The sequence below is a fragment of the Caulobacter sp. 05T431 genome (assembly GCF_056665975.1).
Map to the genome: position 1 here is coordinate 90,307 of NZ_JBFTKU010000015.1, position 17,620 is coordinate 107,926.

Genomic DNA, 17,620 nt, shown 5'->3' on the forward strand with positions numbered 1-17,620 from the left:
CTTGGGACGCTTCCTGGGGGGACGGTCGAGGGCGCCTAGCGCGTCCTCGACCGGTCTTCGCCCAGCATCCGCACCAGCTCGGCCTGACGGGTCGCGCCCGTCTTGCTGAAGACCGACTTCAGGTACGAGCGCACCGTGTTGCGCGACAGGTTGGTGATCAGGGCGTAGCCGGCCAGGGTGCCGCCCTCGACCAGGAAATAGGCCAGCTTGGCCTCGGCCTCTGTCAGGCCGTGGTCCTCGCGGTAGGACGCCAGGGCCTGCTCCTCGGAGCGGCCCTTGGCGCGTCCGAAGATTTCCAGGGCGCGCAGCACATAGGGATGGCCGTCCGCAGCCGCCTTGGCCAGCCGCGCCTCCAGGCTCGGATAGACCCGCGTCAGCGGCTTTAGGTTGTCGAACAGGGCGTCTTGTTGTTTCTTGTTTGACACAAAGCGTGGCCTGGGGAGCGTTCGCGTTACAATGGTATCGATTACAGCGGCCGTCCCGCGTCAAGGGCTGGTCGAAATGAAAGCCGCGCCGGAAACGCCGCGCAGGCCGTTCGCCGACTTCCGACAAAAAGCCAGTTACGCCATCGCCCAGCGGGTGATCATGGGCCAGCTGCGCAAGGGCTTGGCCTGCCACGCAAAGGGCGAGGCCGAGTTCGCCGAGTTCCTGCGCAAGGCCCGGGCCTGGCACGACCGCTATGACGGCGTGCTGCCGTCCCTGGAGGTCGACGCCACCTGGAGCGAGACGCCCGACTACGTCGCCCCCGCGCCGCCCACCCGGGCCGACTGGTTCGCCCCGCGGGACAAGGCGCCGCGCGGCACGGTCTTCTACGTCCACGGCGGTTCGTTCGTCGCCGAGCGCAGCCCGAGGATCGGCCAGCTGGTAGGCCGGTTCGCCGCGGCGGCCGAGGCCAGCGTCTACGCGCCGTCCTACCGCCTGGCGCCCGAGCATCCCTGTCCCGCGGCCGTGGACGACATCGTCGAGGCCTGGCGCTGGCAGCAGCGTCATCGGCCGAACGAGCCGGTGGTGGCCCTGGCCGAGTCGGCCGGGGCGGCGATCATGATGGCCGCCTTCCAGGTGATCCGCGACCGGGGCGAGCCGATGCCGGCCGGCATCGTGCTGCTGTCGCCCTGGCTGGACCTGTCGCTGCAGAGCTGGTCGGTCATGGCCGCCTCGATCGCCAAGACCTCGCCGCACACCATGGAGTCGCTGGCGATGTTCGCGCACTTCTACCTGCAGGGCCGTTCGGCGATCGAGCCGATCGCCTCGCCGCTGTTCGGCAGCTTCGACGGCTTCCCGCCGCTGCTGGTGCACGCCAGCCGGACCGACATCCTCTACGACGACTCGATGCGCCTGGCCGACAAGGTGCGCGACGTCGGCGGCGACCTGACCCTGCGCCACTGGGCCGACGAGACCCATTTCTGGGAGCGGATGAACACGCCCAAGGCCCGGCAGTCGATCGAGCTGGCGGCGGGCTTCATCCGGCGACGCCTGGACGAGCGGCGGGTGGGCGCTCGGTAGGCGCTCTTACGCGGGGCGGCCCTGCTTCTGGTCCTCGTGGATGTCGAGCAGGACCTTCATCAGCTCTTCGTCCTCGCTGGACATCACGCCCAGCACCTCGGCCTCGTCGCAGCCCTCGGCCGCCAGGTAGGCATGGCCCATGCTGGAGTCGAGATAGATCGACTGGCCCTGGTCCAGCACCACCGGATCGTAGAACTCGGTGTTCACGACGATCCGGCCCTTCAGGACGAAGATGTATTCCTCGCCTGCGTGGCGGACCAGGTCGCCGAACTGCTCGGCGCTCTTGGCGCGGATCTTGGTGATCACCGGGATCATGCGTTTCCCGCGCAGCTCGGTGCACAGGTAATAGTAGTCGTAGTTCGGGGTCTCGACGCGAACGGCGCGCTCGACCTCGCCCAGGCTGCGCCGGGCAGTGACCGTCTGGGGCTGGTTGGCCTCTTCCTCGGCGAACAGTTCGGACATCCGCAGGCCCAGGCGCTGGGCCAGCAGCTGCAGCTTGTCGTAGGTCAGGGTCAGCCGGTCGTGCTCGACCTTGGAGAGCGTCGAGACGGGGATGCCGCTCTTCTCGCTCATCTGTTTGAGGGTCCAACCCTCCCGGTCCCGCAGGCCGCGAAGCAGTTTTCCGAGCGTGTGGGCGTTGGAAGGCAAGCGCCGTGACTCCTCAAGGCGGTTGACGGATTTTCCAATCAGGATAGCAATTGTCCTGATCAGGATTGTTCATTCCCAATCTATCGGCTGGGCCGAGCGGGGGCAATCCTACCGGCAGGTGAGGGGAGCCAAGGAATGCGAACGATCAAGGGGGCCGCGATCGCGGCGTGCGCTCTGGTGGCGGGGCTGGGCTCCGTCCACGCCCAGACGCGGCAGGAAACGGCGCCGCCGCCGGTCGCCAAGGCGGCCGCCGCGCCCGCGGCGACCCCGGCGGTCGCCCCGAGCACGGCGCCGGCCCTGACCAAGGCCGACGTCGACCTCTGGCTGGACGGCTACATGCCCTACGCCCTGCGCACGGGCGACATCCCCGGCGCGGTGGTCACGGTGGTCAAGGACGGCCAGATCCTGACGACGCGGGGCTTCGGCTACGCCGACCGCGACAAGCGCACGCCGGTCGATCCCTACAAGACCCTGTTCCGTCCAGGCTCGATCTCCAAGCTGTTCACCTGGACGGCCGTGATGCAGCAGGTCGAGGCCGGCAAGATCGACCTGGACGCCGACATCAACACCTATCTCGACTTCAAGATTCCGCCGCGCGACGGCAAACCAGTGACGACCCGCCAGCTGATGACCCACACGGCCGGCTTCGAGGAGGTGGTCAAGGAGCTGATCTTCTATGGCAAGCCCGAGCCGGAGCTGGGCGCCTACCTGAAGAACCACGTGCCCAAGCGCATCTTCGACCCGGGCGTGACGCCGGCCTATTCGAACTACGGCACGGCCCTGGCCGCCTACATCGTCGAGCGGGTGTCGGGCGAGAAGTTCCAGGACTATCTCGACCGCCACGTGATGGGGCCGCTGAAGCTGGAAAACACCACGTTCCGGCAGCCGCTGCCCGCGAACCTGGCCGGCCATGACGCCACGGGCTACGACAAGCCCGGCAAGCCCTCGAAGGGTTTCGAGATCGTCGGCCCGTTCCCGGCTGGCTCGGCCTCGTCCACCGGCGCCGACATGGGCCGGTTCATGATCGCCCACCTGCAGGGCGGCGAGCTGGACGGCCAGCGCATCCTGTCGGCTGAAACGGCCCGCCTGATGCACGACAGTCCCGTGGACAAGGTCAATCCGCGCTCGCTGATCGGCCCGCTGGACCGCATGGAGCTGGGCTTCTTCCAGACCTCGATCAACGGCCGCACCGTGATCGGCCACCTGGGCGACACCGAGGGCTTCCACTCCTCGCTGCACCTCTACCTGAACGACKGCGTGGGCCTGTACCTGTCGCTGAACAGCGGCGGGCGCGAGGGGGCGGCGGGCGTGCTGCGCACGGCCATCTTCCGCGACTTCTCGGACCGCTACCTGCCGCCCATCGCCCCGGCGGCGGACGGCAAGGTCGACGCCAAGACCGCCGCCGAGCACGCCAAGGCCGTGGCCGGCACGTGGGACGTCAGCCGTCGCGCCGACAGCACCTTCCTGTCGCTGTTCTACATGATGGGCCAGGCCAAGGTCGCGGTGGGGCCCAAGGGCGAACTGATCGTCCCCAGCCTGCTGGGCCCCAACGGCCGCCCGAAGGAGTGGGTCGAGATCGCTCCCTATGTCTGGCGCGAGGTGGGCGGTCACGATCGCCTGGCCGCCCAGGTGGTCGACGGCAAGCCCGTCCGCTGGAGCTGGGACTTCGGCTCGCCCTTCATGGTCTTCGACCGCATCCCGGCGGGCCAGGACGGCGCCTGGCTGCTGCCGGCTATCGGGGTCAGCGTCGGCGTCCTGCTGCTGACCTTCCTCTACTGGCCGGTCGTGGCCCTGGTGCGTCGTCGCTACAAGACCAAGGCCGACATCTCGGGCAAGGCGCTGACCGCCTCGCGGGCCGCGCGCGGCGGGGCGGGCCTTCTGCTGGCCCTGATCGTCGGCTGGGGCGTGGGCGTGACCAAACTGACCTCCAGCGCGGCGGCCATGGCCGGCGGGATGGACGGGGTGCTGCTGCTGCTCCAGGGCCTGGGCTGGGTCGTGCTGCCGCTGGCCCTGGTCACCGCGGGCTGGAACCTGTGGCTGACCTGGACCGACGGCCGCGGCTGGGCGCGCAAGCTGTGGAGCGTGCTGATGCTGCTGGCGTCGTTGCTGCTGCTGTACGTCGCCGCGACCTTCCACCTCCTGGCGATGTCGGTGCACTACTGATGGGCCGGCTGACCCTGGACATCGCCAGCGAGACGCTGCGGCTGGCCCAGCCGTTCCGGATCGCCGGCCACGTGTTCGACACGTCCGACATCATCGTCGTGACGCTGTCGGACGGCCGGGCCAGAGGGCGAGGGGAGGCGTCCGGGGTCTTCTTCCTGGGCGAGACGGTCGAGGGCATGCGGGCCCAGATCGAGGCGGTGCGGGAGGCGATCGAGGCCTGGCCGACCCGCGAGGCCCTGCGCTTCATCCTGCCGCCGGGCGGGGCTCGCAACGCCGTCGACTGCGCCCTCTGGGAGCTGGAGGCGGCGGTGACCGGCCAGCCGGTCTGGCGGCTGGCGGGGCTGGACGCCCCCCGGCCGTTGCGCACCACCTTCACCCTCGGGGCCGATAGCCCCGAGGCCATGGCCAAGGGCGCGGTCGGCTACACCCAGGCGCGGTCGATCAAGATCAAGCTGACCGGCGACCTGGCCCTGGACCAGGCGCGGGTGCGGGCGATCCGCGCGGCCCGGCCCGACGCTTGGCTGGGCGTCGACGGAAACCAGGGCTTCGTCCGCGCGGCCCTGGACGCCCTGGTCGAGACCTTGGTCGAGCAGCGGGTCTCGCTGCTGGAGCAGCCCTTGGCGCGGGGCCATGAGCACGAGCTGGAGGGCTTCGACAGCCCGATCCCGATMGCCGCCGACGAGAGCGCGGTGTGTCTGCCMGACGTGGCGGCGGCGGTGGATCGCTTCCAGGTGATCAACATCAAGCTCGACAAGTGCGGCGGCCTGACCGAGGGCCTGCTGATGGCCGCCAAGGCGCGGCGTTTGGGCCTGGGCGTCATGGTCGGCACCATGGTCGGCACCAGCCTGTCCACCGGCCCGGGCTTCGTTCTGGGCCAGGTCTGCGACCTGGTCGACCTGGACGGCCCGACCTTCCTGGCCCAGGACCGTCCGCCCGGCGTCGTCTATCGCGACGGGACCGTCTGGGCCGGCGAGGAGGTCTGGGGCGCTCCGGCCTCGGCGGCCGCCGCATGAGCCGGAGCGCGCTCGACGCCCCGCCCTGGTTCGGTCAGCCGCGCGGCCTGACCGTCCTGTTCCTGACGAACATGTGGGAGCAGTTCTCCTACTTCGGCATGCGCGCTCTGCTGGTCTACTACATGACCAAGCAGCTGCTGATCGCCCAGGGCACGGCGTCCCTGATCTACGGGACCTATACGGCCTGCGCCTATTTCACGCCGATCGTCGGCGGGGTGATCGCCGACCGCCTGCTGGGCAAGCGCCGKGCGATCATCATCGGCGCCAGCGTCATGGCCGCCGGCCACTTCATGATGAGCTTCCCGGACCTGCTCTACGTCGCCCTGGCCACCATCGCCCTGGGCAACGGCCTGTTCCTGCCGACCCTGCCCAGCCAGATCAACGACCTCTACGCCGAGGGCGATCCCCGGCGGGGCTGGGCCTACAACGTCTATTATCTGGGCATCAACATCGGCGGCTTCCTGGCGCCCCTGCTGTGCGGGACCCTGGGCGAGGTGTTCGGCTGGCACGTCGGCTTCGCGGCCGCGGGCCTGGGCATGCTGGCGGGCCTGCTGATCTATCTGTGGGGCCAGCGCTACCTGCCGGCCGAGCAGGGCAGGGTCCAAGTCACGCCTTCAGGGCCCGGCTCGACCGAGGCGGCGCGCGGGCGCATGGCCCTGCCGACCGTCCTGGTCCTGGCGGCCGTCGCCCTGTCGGTGACCGTCTTCCGCGGGGCCTACGAGCAGGCCGGCAACACCGTGGCCCTGTGGGCCGACGTCGGCGTCGACCGGACCCTGGGGTCCTGGACCGTGCCGATGACCTGGTTCCAGTCGCTGAACCCGCTGCTGGTCATGGCCATGACGCCGATGCTGCTGGCGGGCTGGAAGAAGCGGGCCGATGCGGGGCGCGACACCTCGCCGGCCCTGCGCATGGCGACCGGGGCCCTGATCGTGGCCGGGGCCTATCTGATGCTCTGCGCCGTCTCGGCCCTGACCGGGGGCAAGGCGCACTGGCTGTGGCTGGTGGCGTTCTTCGGGGTCTACACCTTCGGCGAGCTGTTCATCCTGCCGACGGGCCTGGGCCTGTTCGCGCGCCTGGCCCCGCCCGGGTTCGGGGCGACCACGGTGGCGGCCTGGTACCTGACGATCTTCGCCGGCAGCCTCAGCGCCGGCCTGGTGGGCACCCTGTGGAGCCGGATGCCCCACACGGCCTATTTCGCCCTGCTGGCGGGGCTTGCCGTTACGGCCTCGATCCTGCTGCGGCTGATCGATCCTTGGGCGCGCAAAGCCGAAGCGCACGGACCGTCCGCCTAGCCGCGCAATCGTCATTGACAATTCTCTGATTGGGATAACAGTGACCTAATTAGGATTACATTTGCGTAATGGGTGGGTCGAGCACGGGAAAACCCGAGCGGACCCCAGCGCCGATGGGAGCGATCACCGCTCCGGGGACGTCGGGCGCTTCAACGAGGGGGAATGAAATGAAGCTTCGTCGTACGACCTTGATGATCTCCAGCGCCATCGGCGCGCTGCTGACCCAGACCCCGGCCCTCGCCGCCGACGAGGCGTCCCGGGCGGCCGTGACCACCGTCGAGGAGATCGTCGTCACCGCGCAGAAGCGCGAGCAGACGCTGATCGACATCCCGCAGTCCATCTCGGTGGTGTCGGGCGAAACGCTGGAGACCCAGCAGGCCACCAACTTCACCGACTACCTGAAGCTGGTTCCCGGCCTGCAGCTGGTCCAGGCCACGCCGGGCCAGGGCCGCCTGGTCCTTCGCGGCGTCAACGCCGGCGGGGTGGCCTCGACCGTGGCGGTCTACATGGACGAGACGCCGTTCGGCTCGAGCAGCGCCCTGGTCAACGGCGGGGTGCTGGCCGGCGACTTCGACACCTTCGACGTGTCCCGTATCGAGGTGCTGCGCGGCCCGCAGGGCACGCTGTACGGCGCCAGCTCGATGGGCGGTCTGCTGAAGTTCGTGACCAACGCGCCCGACACCGGCAGCTATAGCGCCAAGGCCCAGGTCGCGCTGGAGGACACCAAGGGCGGCGACCTGTCTTACCGCACCACGGCGGTGGTCAACGTCCCGCTGAGCCAAACGGTGGCCGTGCGGGCCTCGGGCTTCTACCGCAAGGACGGCGGCTTCATCGACTCGATCGGCACCGGCGGCTCGGACGTCGAGAGCAACATCAACGACGGCAAGGTCTACGGCGGTCGCGCCTCGCTGCTGTTCAAGCCGAACGACGTCTTCGACCTGCGCCTGACCGCCATGGCCCAGGACATCAAGGCCGACGCTTCGGGTGAGGTCGAGAGCGATCCGGACACCCTGAAGACCCTGTACGGCCGGCCGACCCTGTCGCAGTTCGTCCCGAGCTTCTCGGACATCAAGTACCGCGTCTACAACGGCGTGCTGAACTACGATTTCGGCGCGGCCACCCTGACCTCGTCCACCAGCTACAGCAGCCTGAAACAGAACAAGAGCGACGACGCGACGTTCCTGAGCCCCCTGATCGAGCTGGTGTTCGGCGAACCCAACGAGCTCTATCTGGGCCAGGACACCAACAACGAGAAATGGACCCAGGAAATCCGCCTGGCCTCGAACCCCGGCTCGGCCTTCGACTGGCTAGTCGGCGGCTACTTCACCGACGAGAAGGGCCTGATCTTCCAGGAGTACGTGGCCGTCCAGCCCGGGACCCTGACCAGGCTGACCACCCTGCCGCTGCTGGCCGAGCTGAACCTGTACTCGCGCTACAAGGAATACGCCGGCTTCGCCAACGCCACCCTGCATCTGGGCGATCGCTTCGACGTCGACCTCGGCGGCCGCTACAGCCACAACAAGCAGAGCGCCACCCAGGAGGCCGACGGCGTGCTGGCCGGCGGGACGCCAGTCGCCAGCGACCTGCGCTCGTCCGACAACGTCTTCACCTATTCGCTGGCGCCGAAGTTCAAGCTGGATGATCGCCGGGCGATCTACGCGCGGATCGCCAAGGGCTACCGGCCCGGCGGTCCGAACGTGATCCCGCCCAGCGCCCCGGCGGGCACCCCGGCCAGCTTCGATCCGGACACCGTCACCAGCTACGAGGCGGGCTACAAGGGCGAGAGCGCCGATCACCGCTTCAGCCTGGACCTGTCGGCCTACCACATCGACTGGAAGGGCATCCAGCTGCTGACCGTGGTCAACAACTTCGGCATCAACGCCAACGGCGCCGACGCCAAGAGCAACGGCGTGGAGTTCAACGCCACCGCGCGGCTGACCTCCGGCCTGACCGTGTCGGCCAACGGCGCCTATACCGACGCCAAGTTGTCGGGCGACACCAGCGACCTGGTCGGCGGCAAGAAGGGCGACCAGCTGCCGTTCACGCCGAAGGTCAGCCTGGGTCTCAACGGCGACTACAGCTGGACGATCGACGGCAAGGACGCCTATGTCGGCGCCTCGCTGCGGGTGATGGGCAAGCAGACCGGCGCCTACGACGCCGACTTCCAGGCCGCCAACGGTCGGCAGCGMAAGGTGGCGTCCTATGAAGTGGTCGACCTGCGCGCCGGGATCAGCTTCGGCCAGGTCGAGCTGGAGGCGTACGTCAAGAACCTGACCGACTCCGACGGCAAGACCTCGACCAGCGCGGTGACCTCCAGCGGCCTGCCGATCTATCCGGGCGGGGCGATCGGGACGGGCGTGATCCGGCCGCGCACCATCGGCGTCAGCCTGACGGCCGGCTTCTGATCGGATGAGCGCCATCGCCAGAGTTCCGCGTGACGAGGCCTCGAAGGAGGAGGGCGGCCTGCCGTCGCCCTACCTGCTGTTCCTCGGGGACACGGTCGAGCCGGGCTACGCCAAGACCGCGTTCGGCCTGCGCGACTGGGTCGCCGAGCGATGCGTCGGCGAGTTCGCCCTGCCCGGGGCGGGTGTCACCACCGGCCTGCCGGCCCTGACCCCCGCCCAGGCCGCGGCCGAGGGGGCGCGGGGCCTGGTGATCGGCGTGGCCAATGTCGGTGGGGTCATCCCGCCGGCCTGGATCGCGGGCCTGGTCGAGGCGCTGGAGGCGGGGCTGGACATCATCTCGGGCATGCATTCCCGCCTGTCGGACATCCCCGAGCTCAAGGCGGCGGCCGCGCGGACGGGCCGGCGGCTGATCGACGTGCGCACGCCGCCGGCGGGGATCCCGGTCGGCACGGGCAAGCCGCGGTCCGGACGCCGCATCCTGACCGTCGGCACCGACTGCGCTTTGGGCAAGAAGTACGCGGCCCTGGCCATCACGCGGGGACTGAAGGGCAGGGGGCTGGACGTCGACTTCCGCGCCACCGGCCAGACCGGGATCATGATCGCCGGGACGGGCCTGCCGATCGACGCGGTAGTGTCCGACTTCATCGCCGGCGCGGCCGAGATGCTCAGTCCCGCCGCCGCGCCCAGCCACATCGACGTCATCGAGGGACAGGGCTCACTGCTGCATCCGGGCTATGGCGCGGTGTCGGTGGGCCTGCTGCAGGGCAGCCAGCCGGACGTGTTCGTGGTCTGCCACGAGCCGGGCCGCACCGAGATCCTCGGCCATCCCGGCCACGCCGTCCCGTCGATCGAGGCGGTGATCGCCGCGACGCTGGCCCTGGGACGGGTGACCAGTCCGAGCATCCGCTGCGCGGGGATCAGCCTCAACACCGGCAAGCTTTCGCCCGAAGCGGCCCGGGCCGAGATCGAGGCGACGGCCGCGCGGCTGGGCCTGCCGACCGCCGACCCCCTGCGGGGCGGGCCGGCGTTCGAGCGCCTGCTGGACGCCTGCCTCGCATGAGCGGCCGCCCATGATCGCCAAGGCGTCCGGCTGGTTCAGCCGCTGGCTGCTGCCCGGCCTGGCCTTCAAGGCGGCCGTCATCGGCGGCGGCTATGCGACCGGACGCGAGATCGCCGAGTTCTTCCTGCCCGCCGGCCCCTGGGGTGGCCTGGCCGGCCTGGCCCTGGCGACGCTGGTCTGGAGCGGCATGTGCGTCCTGACCTTCCTGTTCGCGCGGGCCAGCGGGGCGCGGGACTATCGCACCTTCTTCAAGGCCCTGCTGGGGCGCGGCTGGGTCGCCTTCGAGCTGGCCTACGCCCTGTTCGTCGTGCTGGTGCTGGCGGTGTTCGGCGCGGCGGCGGGCGAGATCGGCCACGCCGTGTTCGCCGCGCCCCGGTGGGCCGGCATGCTGGCCCTGCTGGCGGGGGTCACCCTGTTCGCCGCGTTCGGCAACCGTCTGGTCGAGCAGCTGTTCGCCTGGGTCTCGATCCTGCTGTACGGCGTTTACGGCGTCTTCCTGGTGCTGGCCCTGACGACCTTCGGCCACGACATCGCCGCCGCCTTCGCCGTCCCGGTCCGGGTCGGGGCCGACGCCCTGGTCGGCGGCGCCACCTATGCCGGCTACAACATCATCGGGGCCATCGTCGTCCTGCCGATCACCCGGCACCTGCTCAGCGACCGCGACGCCGTGACCGCCGGCCTGATCGCCGGGCCGCTGGCCATGATCCCGGCCTTCGTCTTCTTCGTCAGCATGTGCGCCTATGCGCCGGAGATCGGCGGGGCGGCCCTGCCGTCGGACGTGCTGCTGGCCAAGCTGGACCTGCCCGTGTTTCGCCTGCTGTTCCAGCTGATGGTCTTCGCCGCCCTGCTGGAGAGCGGCACGGGCGCGGTCCACGCCATCAACGAGCGCGTCGCCGGCGCTTTCCAGGCCCGGCTGGGGCGGACCTTCGGCGTCCGGGCCCGGGCCCTGTGCGCCCTGACCCTTCTGGTCTTCTGCATGGTGCTGGCCGAGCGGGTCGGGCTGGTCGGCCTGATCGCCGGCGGCTATCGCCTGCTGGCCTACGCCCTGATCGCCCTCTACGTCGCGCCGCTGGCGACGGTGGGCGTGCTCCAACTCTTCCGACGACGTCCCGCCCTGCTTCCGGAGGTCCCATGATCAGCCTCATCCTCGCCGCCGCCCTCCAGGCCGCGCCGCTTGCCGCTGTCGGGGCCGGCGCCGGCCCCGTCGTCCAGCCGCCCAAGGGCTTCGAGGCCCATGTCGAGCAACTGCGCCAGAAGGTCGGCGCGCCGGGCCTGTCGATCGCCATCGTCGACGAGGGCCAGACCGTGCTGGCCAAGGGTTGGGGCGTGCGCCGCCTGGGCGCGCCCGAGAAGGTCGACGCCGACACCCTGTTCATGACCGGCTCGACCGGCAAGGCCTTCACCACGGCCGCCCTGGCCACCCTGGTCGATGACGGCAAGCTGTCGTGGGACGACAAGGTCGCCGACCGCCTGCCGGGCTTCCAGATGTACGACCCGTGGGTGACGCGCGAGATGACCGTGCGCGACCTGCTGGTCCATCGCAGCGGCCTGGGCCTGGGGCAGGGCGACCTGCTGTTCGTGCCGCGCAGCAACATCCCGCGCGCCGAGGCCGTGAAGCGCCTGCGCTACCTCAAGCCCGCCACCAGCTTCCGCAGCGGCTTCGCCTACGACAACGTCCTCTACATGGTGGCCGGCCAGCTGATCGAGGCGGTCAGCGGCCAGACCTGGGAGGACTACACGCGCGAACACGTGCTGCTGGCGGCGGGCATGACCGGCGCCACCACCGACGGGCGCCGCTTCGCTATCGCCAACCGCGCCCAGCCGCACGCCCGCATGGACGGCGGCCTGCGCGGGGCGGGGACCCAGGAGGTGCTCGACGAGCGCGAGGAGCTGGCGACCAGCGCCGCCCCGGCCGGCGGCATGGCCGTCAGCGCCAACGACATGGCCAGGTGGCTGAAGCTGCAGCTGGCCCACGGCGCGCTGCCCGACGGCAAGCGCCTGTTCAGCGAGGCCCAGCACGACGCCATGTGGCGACCGGAGACGATCCAGCCGCTCGATCCCGTTCCAGCCGGCATGGAGGTCACCAAGCCGACCTATTCGCTCTACGCCCTGGGCTGGGAGCTGCAGGACTATCGCGGGACGCAGATCGTCTGGCACGGCGGCGCGGTGTTCGGCTTCAAGACCGTGGTGGTGMTGATCCCCAGCCGCAACGTCGGCTTCTCGATCGAGCTGAACAGCGAGGACGGCGAGCTGCCGCGCGGCCTGATGTACGAGCTCTTGGACCACTATCTGGACCTGAAGCCCGAGCCGTGGACCGAGCGCTACATCACCTACAAGAAGCAGCTGGTGGCCGGGGCGCTGAAGAACCTGGGCGGCGTCCAGGCCAAGCCGGCGGGCGTTGGCCCGTCCCTGCCGACCGCGAAATACGCCGGGACCTACGCCGATCCCTGGTACGGCGACATCGCGGTGACCCAAGGCGCCGACGGCCTGCGCATCGACTTCAAGTCGACGCCGCGCATGGCCGGCAGGCTGGAGCACTGGCAGTACGACACCTTCGTCACCCGCTTCGACGACAAGACCTTGGAGCCGGCCTACGTCACGTTCGGCCTGGACGCCGACGGCGCGGTCCAGCGCGTGACGATGAAGCCGGTCTCGCCGATCGCCGACTTCAGCTGGGACTACCAGGACCTGCTGTTCACGCCGAGGGCCGGTCAGCCGTGACGCCGACGATATTCTCTATACGAGATATAATTCTCTGATCAGAAAATTTCGATTGCGGCCGGTGCGGGTCTGGGCTTAGGTCGTCCGGTCGCGGAAGGGCGAGGGGTGTCCGTCTGAAGACCAGGCGAGGCCTCCGTGAACCAGATCAGACCCGGACCGCTGCAATCCTCGCGAAGCGCCGCGCCCGCGCGGGATGTCCTGGAGGCGGACCTCCAGATCATGGCCCGGCTGGAGGGCCTGCCCCTGCCGACGACCATGGAGATGGCGCGGCTGTTCAACGTCTCGCCGACGACGGCCTTCCGCATGCTCACGCGCATGCGCCAGAATGGGATGCTGAGGCTGGTGGATCGCGTCCGCCTGCCGGAAACGGCTTGCCACTGCATCGTCGACCTGCGGACCAGGCTGGCCAGCGCCGACGATCTGCGGCGGCTGGAAGACCGGCTGGCCGGCGACCCGCACGTCTCGCTCGCCGCCGCCGTCACCGGCAAGCACAGCTATCGGATCACCCTGATCCACGCKAACACGGCCGAGGCCAACGCCTGGTTCAAGGCCATCCTCACCGAGCCCGCGGTGATCGACGGGGTCTTGCGGTTCTGCCGCCCCATCCTCGAGCGCCACCACTACGCCAGGGCCCTCGTCGGCGAGGGCCCCGACTAGGGATCACAGGGCGTATTTCAGCGTGACCAGCCAGGTCCGCGGGTCGGGATAGTTCTTGTAATAGACCCCGGTGGCCGGCGTGTAGGTGACGCTGACCGGCTCGTCGGAGTCGAGCAGGTTGCGGCCCGACAGCACCACGCTCCAGCGCGGGTCCKGGGTCTGCCAGGTGACCACCCCGTTCAGGAAGGTCTGGGCCGGGGCCTCGTCCTGCGGGCGCTGCAGGGCGTTGAAGTAGGCCTTGGTCTGGAACTGGGCGTTCAGGCCGACGCGGAGCTCGCCGGGGATGTCGATCGGCACGTCGTAGGTCACGGCGCCCGACAGGCTCCAGCGCGGCGAGTTCAGCAGCCGGTGGCCGTCGGCGTTCACCCCGACCCCGCCGGCGTTCTTGTAGGTGTCGTAGACCGCGAACAGGTAGCCCGCCGAGGCCTGGAGGCTCAGGCGCGATGTGGCCCGCACGTCGGCCTCCAGTTCCACGCCGTAGGTGTGGGCCTTGCCGGCGTTGCCCCGGATCGAATTGCCCGGATAGGCCGGGTCGCTGTAGCTGACCTGCAGGTCCTGGTAGTCGTTGTAGAACACCGCCAGGTTCAGCCGCGCGCGGTGGTCCAGCACCTCGGTCTTCAGGCCGGTCTCGTAGGTGTCGACCTCTTCCGGCGCGAAGGGGCGGGTGGCCAGGTCCAGCCGTGTGGCGCGATTGTCGAAGCCGCCCGATTTGAAGCCCTTGGACCAGGTCAGGTATTGCAGGACGTCCGGCGTCCACTGGAACTGGGCCGACAGCTTGGGCGTGACGGCCGAGAAGATCTTGTCGGCCTGGCCGGCGATCGACTGGCCCACCACCTGGCCCTGCAGGTTGAGCACCTTGTTGTCGAAGGTGAATTCCTTCTCCTCGTTGGTCCAGCGCAGGCCGCCCGTCAGGGTCAGGCGGTCGCTGACCGCGTAGCTGGCCTCGCCGAACACCGCGTAGGCGTCGGTGTTGGTGATGTTGTGGGCGCGGGCGAAGCCGTAGTTGCCGGGCGTGGCCACCGGGTCGGTCGGCAGGGCGTTGCGGCGGCTGTAGCCGTCGCGCTGAACGAAGAACCGTTCGTGCAGGTAGAACAGGCCGCTGGTGAAGGTCAGCTTGCCGTAGTCGCCGTTCAGCTGGATTTCCTGGGTGGCGTACTGGTCGTTGTAGTGGATCAGGTTCTTCTGGATCAGCGCCGCCTCGCCGTCGTTGTCGTAGTAGACGGGATTGAGGTTGAAGCCGCCGTACGAGGTGACCGACTTCAGTTTCAGGTTGTCGTTCACCTCGTACTGGATGCGCAGGGCGCCGCTGATCTGGTCCAGGTCCTGGGTCGGCTCGACCTCGGAATAGGAGCGGTCGATGCGGTGCGCGCCGTTGGGCTGGTTGACCGGCACGTAGCTGCGGCTGTCGCTGCGGTCCTTCAGGGCGTTCAGGGTGAACAGCACGTCCCAGCGATCGCCCGGCGTCCAGCGCAGCTTGCCGCGATAGGCGTCCAGGTCGATGCGGTTGACGTCGTGGTTCAGCGTCGGGTCGAAGGTGACGCCGTCGCGGCTGTGGTGGATGTAGGACAGGCTGCCGGCCAGCTTGCCCTCGACCAGCGGCCCCTCGATCAGGCCGCGCACGTCGACCGCGCCGTAGTTCCCCAACCCCACCTCGGCCTTGGCGCGCACCGCGTCGCCCGGGTCGCGGGTGATGATGCGCAGGGCGCCGGCGCTGGAGTTGCGCCCGTACAGCGTGCCCTGCGGGCCGCGCAGCACCTCGACCCGTTCCAGGTCGTTGAACTCGACCATCGAGCCGATCTGGCGCGGGATGTAGACGTCGTCGACATAGACGGCCAGCACCGGCTCCTGGATCGGATCGCTCTCGCCCACGCCGCGCAGGGCGTAGGTCTGGGTGGTGTGGCTGATGGTGACGCGGCTGATGGTCAGGTTCGGGACCTGTCCCGCCAGGTCGCGGATGTTGTCCACCTTGCGGTCGGCCAGGACCTGCTGGTTGAAGGCCGAGATGGCGATGGCGGTCTTCTGCAGGTCGGTGGCCCGGCGTTCGGCGGTGACGATCACCTGTTCGACCGCCGGCGCGACCGTGGCGTCGGCCTCGGCGACGACCGGCGCTTCCGGCGTCGCGGCCTGGGCCGCGCCGGCCAGAGCCAGGGCGGAGGCTCCCGCGATCCAGTACAATGAAGCGTATCGTGACGACATGATTATCCCCGTTCTTGTTCCGAGGGATAAGCATCGAATATAGATCGCGCCTCAAACCATATAAAATCTATAGACTTTAAGGTCAGCTCATATCGTGATCTTAAATATATTCGATGAGTTCTGTTATTTGTCCGGCAGGGCGCCGCTCAGGCGGTCGTCCCACAGGGGCCGCACGTCGACCTTGCCGGGGATCAGGCCGGCGGTCGCGAAGGCGTCGGCGACCCCCTGCTGCGAGGCGATGGCCGCGTCGCTGATCCGCAGCAGCCGGGTCGGGGCGCTGCGTTCCTTGAACTCGCGCAGGTACAGCGCCGCGGGCACGTTGGTGGCGACGCTGCGGGCCTGGGCCCAGCGCGCGTCGTCGGCGTTGGCCCACTGCGCAACCTTGGCGTAGCGGCCCAGATAATCGCCCAGCGCCTGGCGCTTGAGCGGATCGTCCAGGGCCGACTTGGCGGCCGCGACCAGATAGTTGCCCGACAGGATGCCCAGGGCCGTGCGCAGCACCCGCGCTCCGGCCGCTCGGGCCTGCTGGACGACGACGCCGTAGATCACCCAGGCGTCGATCGCCCCGCTGGAGAACGCCGCCAGCCCATCCTGGGGCGACAGGGCGACGGGCTTGATGTCGCTCCAGACCAGGCCCGCCTCGTCCAGCAGGCGCAGCAGGATGTAGTGCGAGGTGGTGGCCTTCACATAGCCGATCCGCTTGCCCTTCAGGTCGGCGAAGGCCTGGGCCCGGCTGTCCTTGGGCACCAGCACGACCTGGTTGTTCACGTCGCCCTGCAGCACCGCGACGATGCGCACCTGGTTGCCCGGCGAGCCGGCGACGAAGATCGGCGGGATCTCGCTCATGCCCCCGATGTCCAGGGCGCCGGCGTTGATGGCCTCGGCGATCAGGTTGCCGCTGGCGAATTCCGACTTGGCGACCTTGTAGGGCGTGTCGGCGACGCCGGCCTGCGGGAAGAAGGCGTCCAGATTGCCGCGATAGGTGGCCGCGCGCAGGGTCAGGTCCTCGAGCAAGCCGGTCTTGGCGGCCCTGGGCGAGCAGGCGGCGAGCGTCGAGAGGCCGGCGACGGACAAGCCGCCGGCGAGGAGGAGGCGACGGGAAAGGCTCATCAGTCGAACAGGTCCGGCTCTTCTTCAGTGACCACGTCCCAGTAGGGCTGGAAGGCCCAGAAGCCGCCGGCCTCGCTGCCGACCTGGCCGGCGGTGTGTTTCGCGACTTCGGGCGGCATCGGCTTGGTCGGGCCGGCGGCCTCGGCCAGAAGTTGGGTCTGGCAGGCGTTCTCCAGCGCCAGATAGCGCCAGACGGCGGCCTCGACCGACTGGCCGACGGTCAGGATGCCGTGGTTCTGCAGGATCACGGCCTTCTTCGACCCCAGGGTCTTGGCGATCTTCTGGCCCTCGCTGGTGTCCAGCACCACGCCCGAGAACTCCTCGAACAGGGCGTGGTCCTCGTAGAAGGCCGCCGAGTCCTGGGTCAGCGGGTCCAGCAGCCGGCCCAGGGCCGACCAAGCCTTGCCGTACAGCGAGTGCGAGTGGGCGGCCGCCACCACGTCGGGGCGGGCCTCGTGCAGTTGGGAATGGATGGCGAAGGCGGCGCGGTTCAGGCGGGCCGGGACCTTGGCCGGCGGCTGGACGATCTCGCCCGAATGGCTGACCAGCATCAGGTCCGAGACCTTGATGCGCGAGAAGTGGACGCCGAACGGATTGACCCAGAAGTGGTCGGTCAGCTCCGGGTCGCGGGCGGTGATGTGTCCGGCGCCGCCCATGTCGAAGCCGTAGCGCCCGAACAGCCGGTACGAGGCGGCCAGGCGCTGCTTGCGATAGAGCCGCTCCTGTTCGTGGGTGGGCTGGACGGGCAGGACCTTGGAGCCGAACTCCGGCAGCACGGTCTCGATCTTGGCGGGATGGGGCCCTTGGCTTTGGAAGGCCCGGGCCGGGCTGATGGCGGTCATGGCGGTGTCC

Annotated in this window: 14 protein-coding genes; 9 read left to right on the top strand and 5 right to left on the bottom strand. The window is 69.3% G+C overall.

What is annotated here, in order from left to right:
• Positions 1 to 35 precede the first annotated feature (35 nt).
• Positions 36 to 425: a helix-turn-helix transcriptional regulator gene (locus AC1U89_RS14995; protein WP_479900490.1), complete on the bottom strand. Its 390-nt coding sequence runs from the start codon at positions 423 to 425 to the stop codon at positions 36 to 38.
• 76 nt (positions 426 to 501) lie between these two features.
• Between AC1U89_RS14995 and AC1U89_RS15000 the strand changes: the two genes are divergently transcribed.
• Complete coding sequence (locus tag AC1U89_RS15000; protein ID WP_479900491.1) at positions 502 to 1,503, top strand: alpha/beta hydrolase; 1,002 nt, start codon at positions 502 to 504, stop codon at positions 1,501 to 1,503.
• A 6-nt stretch (positions 1,504 to 1,509) separates the two neighbouring features.
• Here the strand turns inward: AC1U89_RS15000 and AC1U89_RS15005 are convergent, their stop codons facing one another.
• Positions 1,510 to 2,151, bottom strand: a complete 642-nt coding sequence (locus AC1U89_RS15005) for a helix-turn-helix domain-containing protein (protein ID WP_479900492.1) — start codon at positions 2,149 to 2,151, stop codon at positions 1,510 to 1,512.
• A 135-nt stretch (positions 2,152 to 2,286) separates the two neighbouring features.
• On the opposite strand from AC1U89_RS15005, the gene AC1U89_RS15010 reads away from it, so the two are divergent.
• The 8 genes from AC1U89_RS15010 to AC1U89_RS15045 all read left to right on the top strand — a co-directional run bounded on the left by AC1U89_RS15010 (position 2,287) and on the right by AC1U89_RS15045 (position 13,462).
• Entirely contained in the window at positions 2,287 to 4,314 is a 2,028-nt protein-coding gene (locus tag AC1U89_RS15010) for a serine hydrolase domain-containing protein (protein WP_479900493.1), read from the top strand.
• The gene (locus AC1U89_RS15015) at positions 4,314 to 5,327 is read left to right on the top strand and encodes a dipeptide epimerase (RefSeq protein ID WP_479900494.1); all 1,014 of its coding nucleotides are present in this window, start codon (positions 4,314 to 4,316) and stop codon (positions 5,325 to 5,327) included. Before AC1U89_RS15010 ends, AC1U89_RS15015 begins: the two co-directional genes overlap by 1 nt.
• Complete coding sequence (locus tag AC1U89_RS15020; protein ID WP_479900495.1) at positions 5,324 to 6,619, top strand: peptide MFS transporter; 1,296 nt, start codon at positions 5,324 to 5,326, stop codon at positions 6,617 to 6,619. Before AC1U89_RS15015 ends, AC1U89_RS15020 begins: the two co-directional genes overlap by 4 nt.
• A gap of 167 nt (positions 6,620 to 6,786) precedes the next feature.
• A complete protein-coding gene (locus tag AC1U89_RS15025; RefSeq protein WP_479900496.1) occupies positions 6,787 to 9,024 on the top strand; it encodes a TonB-dependent receptor in 2,238 nt (745 codons plus the stop codon).
• Positions 9,025 to 9,028: 4 nt separating this feature from the next.
• Complete coding sequence (locus AC1U89_RS15030) at positions 9,029 to 10,084, top strand: N-acetyltransferase DgcN family protein (RefSeq protein WP_479900497.1); 1,056 nt, start codon at positions 9,029 to 9,031, stop codon at positions 10,082 to 10,084.
• 10 nt (positions 10,085 to 10,094) lie between these two features.
• Positions 10,095 to 11,219, top strand: coding sequence for a YkvI family membrane protein (locus AC1U89_RS15035; RefSeq protein WP_479900498.1), 1,125 nt, complete (start codon positions 10,095 to 10,097; stop codon positions 11,217 to 11,219).
• On the top strand, positions 11,216 to 12,805 hold the full coding sequence (locus AC1U89_RS15040) for a serine hydrolase (protein ID WP_479900499.1): 1,590 nt from the start codon (positions 11,216 to 11,218) through the stop codon (positions 12,803 to 12,805). The genes AC1U89_RS15035 and AC1U89_RS15040 overlap by 4 nt, the downstream gene beginning before the upstream one ends.
• 135 nt (positions 12,806 to 12,940) lie before the next feature.
• Complete coding sequence (locus tag AC1U89_RS15045; protein ID WP_479900500.1) at positions 12,941 to 13,462, top strand: hypothetical protein; 522 nt, start codon at positions 12,941 to 12,943, stop codon at positions 13,460 to 13,462.
• Positions 13,463 to 13,465: 3 nt separating this feature from the next.
• Here AC1U89_RS15045 and AC1U89_RS15050 read toward each other — a convergent pair whose 3' ends face one another.
• The 3 genes from AC1U89_RS15050 to AC1U89_RS15060 all read right to left on the bottom strand — a co-directional run bounded on the left by AC1U89_RS15050 (position 13,466) and on the right by AC1U89_RS15060 (position 17,610).
• On the bottom strand, positions 13,466 to 15,658 hold the full coding sequence (locus AC1U89_RS15050) for a TonB-dependent receptor (protein WP_479900501.1): 2,193 nt from the start codon (positions 15,656 to 15,658) through the stop codon (positions 13,466 to 13,468).
• 123 nt (positions 15,659 to 15,781) lie between these two features.
• On the bottom strand, positions 15,782 to 16,768 hold the full coding sequence (locus AC1U89_RS15055) for an ABC transporter substrate-binding protein (protein WP_479900502.1): 987 nt from the start codon (positions 16,766 to 16,768) through the stop codon (positions 15,782 to 15,784).
• Positions 16,768 to 17,610 (bottom strand): class II aldolase/adducin family protein, encoded by an 843-nt coding sequence (locus AC1U89_RS15060; RefSeq protein ID WP_479900503.1) that lies wholly within the window; start codon positions 17,608 to 17,610, stop codon positions 16,768 to 16,770. Before AC1U89_RS15060 ends, AC1U89_RS15055 begins: the two co-directional genes overlap by 1 nt.
• Positions 17,611 to 17,620 lie beyond the last annotated feature (10 nt).

Excerpts from the sequence above, each read along its gene's own strand:
- AC1U89_RS15000 (WP_479900491.1), top strand. The coding sequence starts at position 502 with ATGAAAGCCGCGCCGGAAACGCCGCGCAGGCCGTTCGCCGACTTCCGA.
- AC1U89_RS15030 (WP_479900497.1), top strand. The coding sequence starts at position 9,029 with ATGAGCGCCATCGCCAGAGTTCCGCGTGACGAGGCCTCGAAGGAGGAG.
- AC1U89_RS15035 (WP_479900498.1), top strand. The coding sequence starts at position 10,095 with ATGATCGCCAAGGCGTCCGGCTGGTTCAGCCGCTGGCTGCTGCCCGGC.
- AC1U89_RS15055 (WP_479900502.1), bottom strand. The coding sequence starts at position 16,768 with ATGAGCCTTTCCCGTCGCCTCCTCCTCGCCGGCGGCTTGTCCGTCGCC.
- AC1U89_RS15060 (WP_479900503.1), bottom strand. The coding sequence starts at position 17,610 with ATGACCGCCATCAGCCCGGCCCGGGCCTTCCAAAGCCAAGGGCCCCAT.